Source organism: Streptomyces sp. NPDC001709 (genome assembly GCF_053596375.1).
This window is the reverse complement of record NZ_JBSFGB010000007.1, coordinates 250,205-263,827: the sequence shown is the minus strand read 5'-3', so window position 1 is coordinate 263,827 and position 13,623 is coordinate 250,205. Positions and strand designations below refer to the sequence as shown.

Genomic DNA, 13,623 nt, shown 5'->3' with positions numbered 1-13,623 from the left:
GAACGATCGGTCAAGCAAATCTGGTCGGCAGGTGCCGGCTAGGCCGCCCGCACCTCGTACGCCGTCAGCCGTACCTCCCCGTCGTCCAGGCACTCCCCGCTGATCAGGTCGAACCGCTGCTTCAGCAGGGGCGAGGCCACGAAGGGGCGGTCCTGGTGGGTGCCGGTCAGGCCGCGGGACAGGACCGCCGCGCCGGTGAAGGGGTCGCGGTTGTCGACGGCGTACAGGCGGTCGGCGCGGTCCCGGAAGAGGGCCACCTGGCTGCCGTCCGGCAGCAGGGCGGCCACCCCGCGGCCCGGGGTGAGCGCGCTCAGGTCGCAGGCCGTGAACCAGCCCTCCGCAAGCCGGAGCTGGACCTTCAGATCGGTGGTCTCGGGAGCCAGGGTCATCGCTGGGCGCTTCCTTCCAGGACGTCGTCGGCGGGCCGCAGGCCGATGGACAGCAGCGGCAGGTCGGGCTTGATCTGGTCGCGCTCGGGGACGAAGGCGACGACCGGGTCCGGGGTGTCCGGGGCGTTCACGAAGGACACGAACCGGGCGAGCTTCTCGGGGTCGTTGATGGTCTGCGCCCACTCGTCGCGGTAGTGGGCCACATGCGAGCGCATCAGCCGCTCCAGCTCGTCGCAGATGCCGAGCGAGTCGTGCACCACCACGTCCCGTACGTGGTCCAGTCCGCCCGGAATCCGCTCCAGCCACACGCTCGTGCGCTCCAGGCGGTCGGCGGTGCGGATGTAGAACATCAGGAAGCGGTCGATCAGGCGGACCAGTTCGGCGTCCGACAGATCCTGGGCCAGCAGGTCCGCGTGGCGCGGGGTCGCGCCGCCGTTGCCGCCGACGTACAGGTTCCAGCCGTTGGCCGTGGCGATCACCCCGAAGTCCTTCGACTGGGCCTCGGCGCACTCGCGCTGGCAGCCGGAGACCGCCGACTTCAGCTTGTGCGGGGAGCGCAGGCCCCGGTAGCGCAGCTCCAGGTCGATCGCCATCTTCACCGAGTCCTGGACGCCGTACCGGCACCAGGTCGAGCCCACGCAGGACTTCACCGTGCGCAGCGCCTTGCCGTAGGCGTGGCCCGACTCGAAGCCGGCGTCGACCAACCGGGCCCAGATCAGCGGGAGTTGCTCGACCCGGGCGCCGAACATGTCGATGCGCTGACCACCGGTGATCTTCGTGTAGAGGCCGAAGTCCCGGGCGATCTCGCCGATCACGATCAGCTTCTCGGGCGCGATCTCACCGCCGGGAATGCGCGGCACGACCGAGTACGAGCCGTTCTTCTGCAGGTTGGCGAGGAAGTGGTCGTTGGTGTCCTGCAGGGCCGACTGCTCACCGTCCAGGACATAGCCGCTCGCGCCGATCGTCGGGGCGAGGGAGGCGATGATGGAGCCGACGGCCGGCTTGCAGGTCTCGCAGCCGTCGCCACCCCGGGCGCCCTCGCGGCCGTAGCGGTCCAGCAGGTCCTGGTACGACGTGATGCGCAGGGCGAGGACGATCTCGTACAGCTCCTCGCGGGTCTGGGAGAAGCAGCCGCACAGGCCCTTGTCGACCTGGACGCCGGACGCCTCCAGCTCGGCGTTGACGAGCTGGCCGAGCACCTTGACGCAGGAGCCGCAGCCGGTACCGGCCTTGGTGCACTTCTTCACCTCGGGCACGGTGGTGCACTTGTGCTCCGTCACCGCGCCGCGGATCGTGCCCTTGCTGACGTTGTGGCACGAGCAGATGATCGCCTCGTCCGGCAGCGCGGACGGGCCGAGCTGGGCCCCCGAGTCGGCTCCGGCGGGCAGGACGAGCGACTCGGGGGAGATGGGCGGCACCGAACCGGTCAGGGCGCGCAGGGTGCCGTAGGCATCCGCGTCACCGACGAGGATGCCGCCGAGCAGCGTGCCGTCGGGGCCGATGACCAGCTTCTTGTACAGGCCGGCGCGGGAGTCGGAGTAGACGACGTCCAGGCAGTCCTCGGTGGTGCCGTGCGCGTCGCCGAAGGAGGCCACGTCCACGCCGAGCAGCTTCAGCTTGGTGGACAGGTCGGCGCCGGTGAACGCCAGCTGCTCGGTCTCGTCGTCGGCGATCGCCGCGGCGGCCGTCTCCGCCTGCTCGTAGCCGGGCGCCACCAGGCCGTACACCCGGCCGTCCGCCGCCAGCGCGCACTCGCCGATCGCGAAGACGTGCGGGTCGCAGACGGTCCGGCACTGCTCGTCGACCGTGATGCCGCCACGCTCGCCGACCGTGAGGCCCGAGGCGCGGGCGAGCTGGTCGCGGGGACGGACACCGGCGCTGAACACCACCATGTCGGTGGCCAGTTCGGAGCCGTCCGAGAGCTTCATGCCGATGACGGCGCCGTTCTCGTCGACGACGATCTCCTGCGTGCCCACGCCCGTGTGCACGCTCAGGCCCATGCCCTCGATGGTCCGCAGCAGCGCCGCGCCACCGCCCTCGTCGACCTGCACCGGCATCAGGCGCGGCGCGAACTCCACGATGTGGGCGTCGAGTCCGAGGCCCTTGAGCGCACCGGCCGCCTCCAGGCCGAGCAGGCCGCCACCGACCACGGCACCCGTCGTCGCCTTCTTCTTCGCGTACTCCTCGATCGCCAGCAGGTCTTCGATCGTGCGGTAGACGAAACAGCCCTCGGCGTCCTTGTTCGGGACCGGCGGTACGAAGGGGTAGGAGCCGGTGGCGAGGACGAGGGTGTCGTACTCGAAGACCTGGCCGGACCTGGCCGTCACCTTCCTGGCCTCGCGGTCGACGGTCTCCGCGGCGTCGCCGACGTACAGCTCGATGCCGTGCGCGTCGATGAACTCCATGTCCGTCATGGAGAGGTCCTCGGCGGTCTTGCCCGAGAAGTACGAGGTGAGGGCGACGCGGTCGTACGCCGGACGCGGCTCCTCGCACAGCACGACCACGCGGTGCGTGGCGGTCAGGCCGCGCTCGGCGAGCGCTTCGAGGAAGCGCTGGCCGACCATGCCGTGGCCGACGAGCACGATCGTGGGGGTGGCCCCGGGGGCGGTGGTCATCAGGAGCCTCCATCGTTGGTGAGCAGGTGGAGCAGGGGGCCGTCGTCGGGGAGCGGCTCTGCTCCCTCCCAGGCGCGGGCGAGCGCGCCGACGGTGCCGAGTTCGCCGACGAGGACCCCGCCGACCAGGCGGTCCTCGCGGACGACGACCTTGCGGTAGGTGCCGCGGGTGGCGTCGGCGAGCCGTACGACGTCGTCGCCGGGGCGCGCCTCGGTCTCGCCGAACGCGGCCAGGTCGAAGGGGGAGCCCGGGCCCGTCAGGGTCAGCCGGGTCAGGGAACGGGTGCCCGCGTACCGGGCGCCGGGGTTGCCCGCGAGCAGCTCGGCCAGCGCGTCGGCCTGTTCCAGGGCGGGCGCGGCCAGGCCGTAGACCGTGCCGTCGTGCTGGACGCAGTCGCCGACGGCACGGATGTGCGGGTCGGAGGTGCGCAGCTCGTCGTCGACGAGGATGCCCTTGTGCACGGCGAGACCGGCCTGCTCGGCGAGCCCGGTGCGCGGGCGCACCCCGCAGGCGAGGACGACGAGGTCGGCGTCCAGGGCGTATCCGTCGGCCATCTCCACCGAGCGGACCGCGCCCGCGACGCAGCGCACGTCCCGCACCCGGCACTCGGTGTGCACCTCGACGCCCAGCTCGGTGAGGTGCCGCAGCACCAGCCGGGAGGCGTCCGGGTCGAGCTGGCGCTCCATGAGCCGCTCGGCCTGCTGGGCGAGGACCACCTGCGCGCCGCGCACGGCGAGCGCGCGGGCGGCGGAGACGCCGAGCAGCCCGCCCCCGATGACGACCGCGCGCACACCCGGCCGGACCGCCTTGGCCAGCCCCAGGCAGTCGTCCATCGTGCGGAACGCGTGGACGCCCTCGGGGAGTTGGTGGTCGGGGGTGAACAGACCGCGCAGCGGCGGCAGTACGGGGTTGGAGCCGGTGGCGAGGACCAGCGTGTCGTATGCGATCGACGAGCCGTCGGCGCACTCGACGGTCCGGGCGGCCCGGTCGATACCGGCGACCCGGGCGCGCAGCAGACCCTGGGGTGCCGGCAGGCCGATCACCTCGGGGGCGTACCGGCCGGCCAGCACCTCGGCGAGCAGCACCCGGTTGTAGGGCGGGTGCTGCTCCTCGCCGACGAGCAGCGCGGCCACGCCCAGCTCGCCGAGCCGCCGGGCGAGCCGTACGCCCGCGAGGCCGGCGCCGATCACCACCACACGCGTATTCGAGGTCATGCCCTTGAGCGTGCGGTCACGACGTTACCCGGCCGCATCACATCTGTTTCCCGTGAGGAACGCTGCCCTCAGCGGGGCCGGGCGGGGGGTGTGAGGGGTCCGTGCGCGGACGGAGGAGGGCTGTGAGGAGCGCGGCGATCCCGCGTACGAGCGGGATCCTAGGCGGACAGGGCCCGGTGGTGCAGCAGGTCCACCAGGCCCGCTGTGTCCTCCCCGCCATGGCCGTCCGCGAGGCGGCGGGCCATCAGGTCCAGGAACGGGGTGAGCAGCTCCGTGCTCACGCCCTGCTCCTCGGCCGTGCGCAGCAGGGTTCCGGCGCCCGAGACCTGCATGGCCAGGTTGGAAACGACCCCCTTCTCGTAGTCGCCGCTCGCCAGCCGCTCGGCCGTGCCGTGAGCCATGCCGGCCATCGCGTCCAGCCAGGACACGAGCACGTCCGCGAACTCCCCGGGCGCCACGTCCGCCCCGCGCACCAGCGCGAAGGCATGGGTGATGCCGGCGAACATGCCGTACATGGCGCTCAGCAGGGCCACGTCGTGCAGCGCCGCGAGGCCGGGATCGGCGCCGACGTACCGGGTGCCGGCCGGGACGGCGAGCGTGTCCCGGTGCTCCTCGAACAGCTCCCGGTGGCCGCTGTAGAAGACATAGGCGCCGGATGTGCCGATCATCGGCGGTACGGCCATGATCCCGCCGTCCAGCAGGCGCGCGCCGCGCTCCTTTGCCCAGGCGGCCCGGGTGCGGGCGTCGGCGGGGGTGCCGGTGGTGAGGTTCACGAGGTCCCGGCCGGTCAGGTCGGCCTCCGCCAGGGCGCTGCCCACGGAGGCGTCGTCCAGCAGGCAGACGACGACGAGCCGGTTCGCGGCCACCGCCTCCGCCGCGCTCCCCACGGCCACCGCGCCCCCGGTGGTCAGGGCGGCGGTGCGTTCGGGGGTGCGGTTCCAGACGGTCAGGGGGTGCCCGGCGGCCAGCCAGGCCCGGCCCAGTGCGGTCCCCATCGCGCCGGTGCCGAGCAGGGTCAGGGATGTGTTGTCGGTCATGACGGCTAGGGTTTCCGGTGGGGACCGCCCGGCGTAAGTACCTACTTGGAAGTGGGTGGTTACCCGGAAGAAAGGGTGCAGGTCGCGAAGGGGGAGGGCATGGCGGTCGGACGACGGCCCGGGGCGTACGTCTGCGGGGTCGACGCGGCGATGGACGTCATCGGCGGCAAGTGGAAGGGGCTCGTCCTGTGGGCCCTGCACGAACGCCCCCACCGCTTCGGCGAGTTGCGCAGAGCCCTGCCCGGCGTGTCGGAGAAGGTCCTCGCCGCGCAGCTGCGCGAGCTGGAGGCCGACGGGATCGTGCACCGGGAGGAGTACGACGAGGTGCCGCCGCGCGTCGAGTACTCGTTGACCGAGCGGGGCGCCCTGCTGAACGAGGCGCTGGCACCGCTGGGGGAGTGGGGGAGGGAGCATGTGCTCGGGGCGGGGCGGCTCCCTAGCGGCCCCCCGTGAGGTGCGCGAACACCACCACGTTCCCCTGGTACCCGCTGCCCCTCGAATAGCCCCCACCGCAGGTGATGACGCGCAACTCGGGGCGGGAAGCCGCCCCGTACACCTTCGCGTCGGGGAAGTTGTTCGCCGCGTACGCCTCCACCGCGTCCACGGTGAACACCGCCACGGAGCCGTCCCGGCGGTCCACCTCGATGCGGGCGCCCCGCTTCAGCGCGCCGAGGTCGTAGAAGACGGCGGGTCCCTCGGCGTTGTCGACATGGCCGGCGACGATCGCGGTGCCCGTCTCGCCGGGTATGGTGCCGGCCTCGTACCAGCCGGCCAGGTTCTTGTTCTGCGCGGGCGGCACGTCCAGGCTGCCGGAGCGGGTGAGGGCCAGGCCCATCAGCGGGGCGTTCACCCCGATCGCGGGGATGCGGATGCGGGTGGGCACGGACGGGACGAGGGCGTGGGCCGTGAGCCGCTCGCCGCCCGGGTCGGGGTGGCCCTCGGCGGCGGCCGGCTGCGGGGGCGTGGGCGTCCCGGTGCCGTCGCCGAGCAGCCACACCCCGGCACCGAGGGCCACGACGGTGACCGCGGCTATCGTGGTGTCGCCGAGCCGGTCGCGCCGCGACCTCGCGGCGCTCCTGGCGGCCTTGCGCATACGAACCTCTCTCTGGAGGCGGACCCCGGGACTTCCGGAGGCGGGCCCCCTGGTGACCCCCTCCCCCTCCGGGCCGCGAGGGGCATCGGACCCGGAGGGGGTGGGACGTGCGGTACCGGTGGACGGACAGCGGAGGGTGTCCGTCAGATCCCGTCGCCTCTCGCCCGGCGATGCAGGAGCCAGGTACCGCCCGCGGCGGCGACGGCCAGTGCCGCCACGCCTGCCGCGGTCTGCACGGGGTCGGAGCCGAATGGGCCGCCGACCCCCGTCTTCATGCTGCCCCGCGGCTGCACCTGTTCGTGCGCCGCGCTCACCGCCACCACCAGGTCGCCGGTCACCTGCCGGTCCCCCTCGGCACACTTGGCGATGATCTCGTACGTCCCCTGCTGTGCGCTCGACGGCACCTGGAACTGGCCGATCGCCTCGCCCTCGTGCGAGGTGGGGGCCAGCGTGAAGGTGCCGGCGCCGACCGCGCTCGCGTCCCCGGTCGCCGAGCCCTTGTCCCCGCACGCGGCGGTGTTCACCGTGACCTGGCCGCCGGGCGCCACGGTGGAGGGGTACACGTCCAGGCTGCCGGTGCCGGCGTGGGCGGGTGCCGCGGCTGCCACGGCGAGCGCGGTACCGGTCAGCAGACGGGCGGTGCGTCGCATGGTGCTCCCCAGAGCTTGTCCGACTGGTGTGTGCCCTGCCCTACCGAGGTAACTGGCTTTCGCCCGGGTCCGCTTGCTGAGGGACCGTCAGAACTGCGGTGAACGGGTGTCGCGGCCGGCCCCCGCGCGGCCTAGCCGCCGCCGGGTAACGGCAGGTCACAGGGGTGCGGAAAGGTCGACGAGACGACCGTGGGAAGAGAACACGAATGGAGCGACGCCCGCCGTTGAACGGGTGACGGAGTGCCGGTCGGAATGTTCATGGCAAAGGCCCCGGGAAACCCGGGGCCTTCGTCATGCTGCGGAGGGGCTCAGTTCACGTTGACGGCGCTCCAGGCCGCCGCCACCGCGTTGTACTCCGTGCTGCCCGCGCCGTACAGGTCCTTGGCGGCGTTCAGGGTCGCCGTACGGGCCCCGGCGTAGTTCGTCGAGGAGGTCATGTAGACCGTCAGCGCCCGGTACCAGATCTTGCCGACCTTGTCCCGGCCGATGCCGGTGACCGTGGAGCCGTTGTACGTCGGCGAGTCGTAGCTGACGCCGTTGATGGTCTTCGGGCCGCTGCCTTCCGCCAGCAGATAGGCGAAGTGGTTGGCGACGCCGGAGGAGTAGTGGACGTCGAGGTTGCCGACCGAACTGCTCCAGTAGTCGGCCGAGCTGCCGTCCTTCGACGGCTTGTCCATGAAGCGCAGGGCGGCCTTGCCGAAGCCGGGCTTCACGATCTTCTCGCCGATGAGGTAGTCACCGGGGTCGGAGGAGTTGTTCGCGTACCACTCCACCATCGTGCCGAGGATGTCCGAGGTGGCCTCGTTGAGCCCGCCGGACTCGCCGGAGTAGGTCAGCGCGGCCGTCTTCGACGTCACCCCGTGGGTCATCTCGTGCCCGGCCACGTCGAGGGCGACCAGCGGGCCGAAGGTGGTCCCGTCACCGTCGCCGTACGTCATGCAGAAGCAACTGTCGTCCCAGAAGGCGTTGTTGTAGTTGCTGCCGTAGTGGACGCGGTTGTACGAGCCCTTGCCGTCGCCGGCGATGCCGCTGCGTCCCTGGACGTTCTTGTAGTAGTCCCAGGTCTCGTTGGTGCCGTACTGGGCGTCCACGGCGGCCGAGGCACGGTCGGAGGTGGTGCCGCTGCCCCAGTGGTTGTCGGCGTCCGTGAACAGGTCCGCGGGGGCCCGGCTGAAGCAGATGCCGAAGAAGCACAGGTCGGTCTTGCCCTCGGCGTCACCGGTGAAGGTGTTGCCGCGCGTGGGGTCCTTGAGCTGGTACGACGATCCCGACTGGGTCGTCTCCAGCGGCACCGTCCCGCTGTAGAGCGACTTGCCGTCGCCGGCGGCGGTCTCGATGCTGTCCCAGGCGTCGATCTGGCGGCCGGTGCGGGCGTCGGTCAGCACGGTCCGGGCGACCGGGTTGCCGAGCGAGTCCAGTCCGGCCGCGTTGGTGCGCCAGGCGAGCCTCGGGGCGCCGTGCAGGGCGTCGACGATCAGCTCGGGCTTGGCCTTGACCTGCCTCAGCGTGTTGCCGAGGTTGACCGCGCGCAGGGCGTTCACGGCGAGGTCGGCGGCCTTGGGGGCCGAGATCTTCGGGAGGACCGAGGCCAGGGATATCGTGCTGCGGGTGGCCCGGTTGGCGCTGCGGTATGCACCGTCGGGGGCCAGGTGGACCACGAAGTCGCCGCCGAGCACGGGCAGCCCGTGGTAGGTGCGGTCGTAGCGGACGTGCTGGGTGCCGTCCTTGTCCACGATCACGTCGCGGACGCTGGTGTTCTCGGCGGAGGTCAGGCCCAGGCTCGTGGCGTGGGCCAGGAGCGCCGAGGCCGCGTTCTCGATCGCGGTGGCCCGGGTCGGTCTCGGGTCGGCGTGGGCGGCGGGGGAGAGGGCCATGGTCAGCAGGGTCGCGGTGGTGACGGCGACGCCGGCGGTGGTGGTGAGACGACGGGATCCTCGCACGTGCTGGCGTATCCGGCTCATCTGTCTCCTCGGGGAAGCGCCCGGACAGGCGTGGGGGCGGCGCTGATGTCCACAGAGATTTAAGGGGCCATGACATGTCATGTCCATAGACCCTTCATGGAGATGTGTGAGAAGCCGAAGGGGGTACAGAATCGTTTCCGTGATCGCTTCGGAGCCCGAGCAGCCCGAGAACCCGCTGCCCTTCTTCGTCTACGGCACCTTGCGCCCCGGCGAGGCCAACCACGATCTGTTCCTGCGGGGCCGCACCGCGTCGGAGGAACCGGCCCGCCTGCGGGACGCCGCGCTGTACGACGGCCCCGGCTACCCCTACGCCGTGGAGCGGCCGGGCGGCGAGATCCGGGGCGAACTGGTCACCGCCCGGCCGGAGTCGTACGGCGAACTGCTCGCCGCCCTGGACCACTTGGAGGAGTACGTCCCGGGCGACCCGCGCAACCTCTACGAACGCGTCGCCCGCGACGCCGTCCGCACCACCGACGGCACCCCCGTCCGCGCCTGGGTCTATCTGGCCGCTCCCCGTATCGCCGCCGCCCTGCGGGCCGAGGGGAACCTGATCGAGGACGGCGACTGGCTGTCCCGGCGCTGAGTCAGCGGAGCAGGGTGAGGCCCTCGGGCACGGTGATCCCGAACTCCTCCTCCACCACGCGCCGCGCCTCCGCCTCGTCCGTCAGCTTGCGCTCGGTCACCGTGCCGTCGGTGCGGGTCTCGGTCAACCGGTCGCCATCCAGCGACAGATGACGTTCGGCGGTGGTCCGCTGGAGATAGGGGCGCCGGGTGAACGGGGAGCGCGGGCTGGTGCCGACGTACCAGTTGAAGACCTCGAAGTCCGGCGCGGCGAACGGCTCCAGCGTGAAGGCGTACTGACCGGCCCACTCCCCGGCCCCCGGGTCGTACGCCTGCAGTTCCCACAGCTCCAGCGGGCCCTCGTGCGGCAGGAACCCCAGCCGGTGCCGGCGTCCCGCGCCCTCGAACTCCTCGCCGGTGACCAGCGGCACCGGCAGCAGCAGCGCACCACCCGCGCCGAAGCCGACGTCCGCGAGATACGGCCGCGGTTCGCCCGGCACGGCGACCCGCAGCATCGCGTGGGTCCGCGGCCGGCTCTCGGGCGTCTCGGCGCCCAGCACCACCCGCGCGGCCAGCGGCGTCACCCGGAACCCCAGCGCCTCCAGCGCCAGCCTGAGCAGCGTGTTGTGCTCGTAGCAGTAGCCGCCGCGCCGGCCGTGGATCATCTTGGCCAGCAGATCGGCCGGGGCGAGCGACGGGGCCCGGCCGGAGACCGGGTCCAGGTTCTCGAAGGGCAGCGACAGCGCGTGCGCGAGGTGTACGCCCCGCAGCGTCTCCAGGCCTGGCTGCCGGCCGCCCTGCCATCCGATGCGGTCCAGATAGACGTCGAGGTCGAACTGTTCGGTGTCGGACATGACTCGAACCTACGCGACCCCGGCCCACCCCGCCGCACCCCCATGGACCGAACCGCACTACTCCGGTCGTCCTAGGCCCTGTCGTCAAATTCCCGCCTCCACCCGCACCGCACACGACTTGAACTCCGGCATCCGGGACGTCGGGTCGAGCGCCGGGTTGGTGAGGGTGTTGGCGCGGCCCTCTCCCGGCCAGTGGAACGGCATGAAGACGGTGTCCGGGCGGATGGCAGAGGTGATCCGGGCGGGGGCGGTCGCCCGGCCCCGGCGGGAGGTCACGGTCACCGGATCCCCCTCGGCGGCGCCGATCCGGGCCGCGAGCCGGGGGTGCAGTTCCACGAAGGGGCCGGGCGCGGCGGCGTTCAGCTCGGCCACCCGCCGGGTCTGGGCGCCCGACTGGTACTGCGCGACCACCCGGCCGGTGGTCAGCAGCAGCGGGTATTCGGCGTCCGGTTCCTCCGCCGTCCCCCGATACGTCACGGCGGCGAACCGGGCGCGGCCGTCCTCCGTGGCGAAGCGGTCCAGGAAGAGTCGGGGGGTGCCGGGGTGTACGACGGGGGCGGCGGCGGGGCGTGACGGGCCGGCAGGGGGCGATGCGGGGCGTGCCGGGTCTGCCGGGCGTGCGGCGTGTGCCGGCGCGGCTGGGTGCGCCGCGTCCGCCGGGTGGTCCGCCGGGGTGTCCGGGCCGGCCGGTCGCTCCGGCCCGATCGCCGGGGTGGCCGTGCCGCCGCCCAGGCCCTCCGGTTCCCCGGCACCCTCCGGGCACGGCCAGAACACGCCGTTCTCCTCTGCCAGGCGCCGGTAGGTGATCCCGGAGTAGTCCGCCGGGCCGCCCGCGCTCGCGCGGCGGAGTTCGTCGAAGACCTCCTCCGGGTCGGTCGGGAAGCCCTTCTCGATGCCGAGGCGGGCGGACAGCTCGTGCAGGACGTGCAGGTCGCTGCGGACCCCGGGGGGTGGGGTGATCGCCTGGCGGCGCAGCAGCACCCTGCCCTCCAGGCTGGTCGTCGTGCCCGACTCCTCCGCCCACTGGGTGACCGGCAGGACGACGTCCGCCAGTTCGGCCGTCTCCGACAGCACCACATCGCAGACGGCCAGGAAGTCGAGGGACTTGATGCGCTCCTCGATGTGCGCCGCGCGGGGCGCCGACACCACCGGGTTGGAGCCCATCAGCAGCAGGGCCCGGATGTCCGTGCCGAGGGCGTCGAGGAGTTCGTACGCGCTGCGTCCGGGCCCGGGGAGCGCATCCGGGTCCACGCCCCACACCCCGGCCACGTGCGCCCGCGCCGCCGGGTCGTCCAGCTTGCGGTAGCCGGGCAACTGGTCGGCCTTCTGGCCGTGTTCGCGGCCGCCCTGCCCGTTGCCCTGCCCCGTCAGACAGCCGTACCCGGACAGCGGGCGGCCCGCCCGGCCGGTCGCCAGGCACAGGTTGATCCACGCGCCCACCGTGTCCGTCCCCTTGGACTGCTGCTCAGGACCGCGCGCGGTGAGCACCATCGCCGACTCGGGCTCGCAGAACAGCCGCACGGTCTCCCGGAGCTGGGGAACGGACACCCCCGTGATCCGCTCCACGTACTCCGGCCAGTACGCCATCGCCGCCGCCCGCGCCTCCTCCCAGCCCGTCGTGCGCTCCCGGATGTACTCCTCGTCCGTCCGGCCCTCGGCCACCACCAGGTGCAACAGGCCCAGCGCGAGGGCGAGATCGGTGCCGGGGCGGGGGGCCAGGTGCAGGTCCGCCTGCTCGGCCGTCCTGGTCCGGCGCGGGTCGACGACGATCAACGTGCCGCCGTTCTCCCGCAGTTCGGTGAAGAAGCGCAGGGAGGGCGGCATGGTCTCGGCGAGATTCGACCCGACGAGGATCACGCACCCGCTCTTCGGTATGTCCTCCAGGGGGAAGGGGAGGCCCCGGTCGAGACCGAACGCCTTCGTGCCCGCCGCCGCGGCCGACGACATGCAGAACCGGCCGTTGTAGTCGATCTGCGAGGTGCCCAGCACCACCCGCGCGAACTTGCCTAGCGTGTACGCCTTCTCGTTGGTGAGCCCGCCCCCGCCGAACACGCCCAGCGCATCGGCACCGTACGCGTCCCGTGTGCTCCCCAGCCGCTCGGCGATCCGGTCCAGCGCCTCGGCCCAGCCCGCCTCGACCAGCCGGCCGCCCGACCGCACCAGCGGCGAGGTCAGCCGGACCGCGGGCGAGAGCACCTCGGCCGCCGTACGGCCCTTGCCGCACAGCGCGCCCCGGTTCACCGGGAAGTCCGTCCGCTCGGTCACCTCGACGCCCCCCTGCGGCAGGGGCGTGACGTTCATCCCGCACTGCAGGGCGCAGTACGGGCAGTGGGTGGGCGTCGAGGCGATCGGTTCCATGCCGCCAGCGTGCGTCGGGCGTGTTACGGCCCCGACCGCTTCCGGTTACACGCCCGGCACGGCGACCTCCCCACGCCGCCCCGCCCGCCGTGAGGGCACCCGCTGTGCGGCGCCGGTCACCGCCGGGCGGCCGGCGCCGGCGTCACCGTCCGGCGGCCAGCGCCCGCTCCACTCCCGGCTCCTTCGGCCCGAGGAACGTCGGATCCGGATGGAACACCGCGTCCAGCACCGCCTTGCCCGCCGCGAACACCTCGCGCGTCCCGCCGTAGTACCAGGTCACGTCGTGCTTGGCGTCGACCCCGACGCCGTACGAGTCCACCCCCGCCGCCTCGCACAGCGCCACCGCCCGCCGGATGTGGAAACCCTGGCTGATCAGCACGGCCCGGTCCACCCCGAAGATCTTCTTGGCCCGCACACAGGAGTCCCAGGTGTCGAACCCGGCGTAGTCGCTGACGATCCGCCGCTCCGGCACCCCGTGCTTCTTCAGGTAGGCGCGCATGGCGTCGGGCTCGTCGTAGTCCTTGCGGCTGTTGTCCCCGGTGACCAGGACGACCTCGACCCGGCCCGCCCGGTACAGCTTCGCCGCCGCGTCCAGCCGGTTCGCGAGATACGGCGACGGCTCCCCGTTCCACAGCCCGGCCCCGAAGACCACGGCGACCTGTGCCCGCGGGGCATCGGCCGTCGTCCGCAGCCGGTCTGCCGTGGACACGTACAGCCAGGTCACCGGCAGCAGCGCCAGCACACACCCGGCCATCACGGCCTGCACCAGCCGCCGCTGCCCCTGACGGGTGCGCGGCAGCCGCGGTCGACGGATCTTCATACGGCCCCCCAGAACCCGGAGCATCCGGCCCCCTGAATCGCTTTCGACCATGAAGGACGTCACCGGCGCCG

12 protein-coding genes are annotated in these 13,623 nt (G+C 72.5%); 2 read left to right on the top strand and 10 right to left on the bottom strand.

What is annotated here, in order from left to right; genetic code table 11:
* Positions 1–38: 38 nt before the first annotated feature.
* The 4 genes from nirD to ACWC0C_RS13780 all read right to left on the bottom strand — a co-directional run bounded on the left by nirD (position 39) and on the right by ACWC0C_RS13780 (position 5,255).
* Positions 39–389: a nitrite reductase small subunit NirD gene (gene nirD, locus ACWC0C_RS13795; RefSeq protein ID WP_449197993.1), complete on the bottom strand. Its 351-nt coding sequence runs from the start codon at positions 387–389 to the stop codon at positions 39–41.
* Positions 386–3,004 (bottom strand): nitrite reductase large subunit NirB, encoded by a 2,619-nt coding sequence (nirB, locus tag ACWC0C_RS13790; RefSeq protein WP_450863959.1) that lies wholly within the window; start codon positions 3,002–3,004, stop codon positions 386–388. The genes nirD and nirB overlap by 4 nt, the downstream gene beginning before the upstream one ends.
* The gene (locus ACWC0C_RS13785; RefSeq protein WP_450863957.1) at positions 3,004–4,218 is read right to left on the bottom strand and encodes an NAD(P)/FAD-dependent oxidoreductase; all 1,215 of its coding nucleotides are present in this window, start codon (positions 4,216–4,218) and stop codon (positions 3,004–3,006) included. The genes nirB and ACWC0C_RS13785 overlap by 1 nt, the downstream gene beginning before the upstream one ends.
* A gap of 158 nt (positions 4,219–4,376) precedes the next feature.
* A complete protein-coding gene (locus ACWC0C_RS13780) occupies positions 4,377–5,255 on the bottom strand; it encodes an NAD(P)-dependent oxidoreductase (protein WP_450863956.1) in 879 nt (292 codons plus the stop codon).
* A 99-nt stretch (positions 5,256–5,354) separates the two neighbouring features.
* Here ACWC0C_RS13780 and ACWC0C_RS13775 point away from each other — a divergent pair, with 99 nt between their 5' ends.
* Positions 5,355–5,708 carry a winged helix-turn-helix transcriptional regulator gene (locus ACWC0C_RS13775; RefSeq protein WP_449197989.1) on the top strand — a complete coding sequence of 118 codons (354 nt, stop codon included), beginning with the start codon at positions 5,355–5,357 and terminating at the stop codon, positions 5,706–5,708.
* Here ACWC0C_RS13775 and ACWC0C_RS13770 read toward each other — a convergent pair.
* From ACWC0C_RS13770 to ACWC0C_RS13760, 3 genes are all read right to left on the bottom strand, one after another.
* The gene (locus tag ACWC0C_RS13770; RefSeq protein ID WP_450863954.1) at positions 5,692–6,348 is read right to left on the bottom strand and encodes a class F sortase; all 657 of its coding nucleotides are present in this window, start codon (positions 6,346–6,348) and stop codon (positions 5,692–5,694) included. The genes ACWC0C_RS13775 and ACWC0C_RS13770 overlap by 17 nt on opposite strands.
* 143 nt (positions 6,349–6,491) lie before the next feature.
* The gene (locus tag ACWC0C_RS13765; protein WP_449197987.1) at positions 6,492–6,998 is read right to left on the bottom strand and encodes a hypothetical protein; all 507 of its coding nucleotides are present in this window, start codon (positions 6,996–6,998) and stop codon (positions 6,492–6,494) included.
* A 308-nt stretch (positions 6,999–7,306) separates the two neighbouring features.
* A complete protein-coding gene (locus tag ACWC0C_RS13760) occupies positions 7,307–8,959 on the bottom strand; it encodes a M4 family metallopeptidase (protein ID WP_450863952.1) in 1,653 nt (550 codons plus the stop codon).
* 139 nt (positions 8,960–9,098) lie between these two features.
* Between ACWC0C_RS13760 and ACWC0C_RS13755 the strand changes: the two genes are divergently transcribed.
* Positions 9,099–9,542: a gamma-glutamylcyclotransferase family protein gene (locus ACWC0C_RS13755; protein ID WP_449197985.1), complete on the top strand. Its 444-nt coding sequence runs from the start codon at positions 9,099–9,101 to the stop codon at positions 9,540–9,542.
* A 1-nt stretch (position 9,543) separates the two neighbouring features.
* Here ACWC0C_RS13755 and ACWC0C_RS13750 read toward each other — a convergent pair whose 3' ends face one another.
* The 3 genes from ACWC0C_RS13750 to ACWC0C_RS13740 all read right to left on the bottom strand — a co-directional run bounded on the left by ACWC0C_RS13750 (position 9,544) and on the right by ACWC0C_RS13740 (position 13,552).
* Positions 9,544–10,374, bottom strand: a complete 831-nt coding sequence (locus tag ACWC0C_RS13750) for an arylamine N-acetyltransferase family protein (protein WP_450863950.1) — start codon at positions 10,372–10,374, stop codon at positions 9,544–9,546.
* A gap of 84 nt (positions 10,375–10,458) precedes the next feature.
* Positions 10,459–12,732, bottom strand: a complete 2,274-nt coding sequence (locus ACWC0C_RS13745) for a molybdopterin oxidoreductase family protein (protein ID WP_450863948.1) — start codon at positions 12,730–12,732, stop codon at positions 10,459–10,461.
* A gap of 142 nt (positions 12,733–12,874) precedes the next feature.
* On the bottom strand, positions 12,875–13,552 hold the full coding sequence (locus ACWC0C_RS13740; protein WP_450863946.1) for a SanA/YdcF family protein: 678 nt from the start codon (positions 13,550–13,552) through the stop codon (positions 12,875–12,877).
* Between the last annotated feature and the right edge of the window lie 71 nt (positions 13,553–13,623).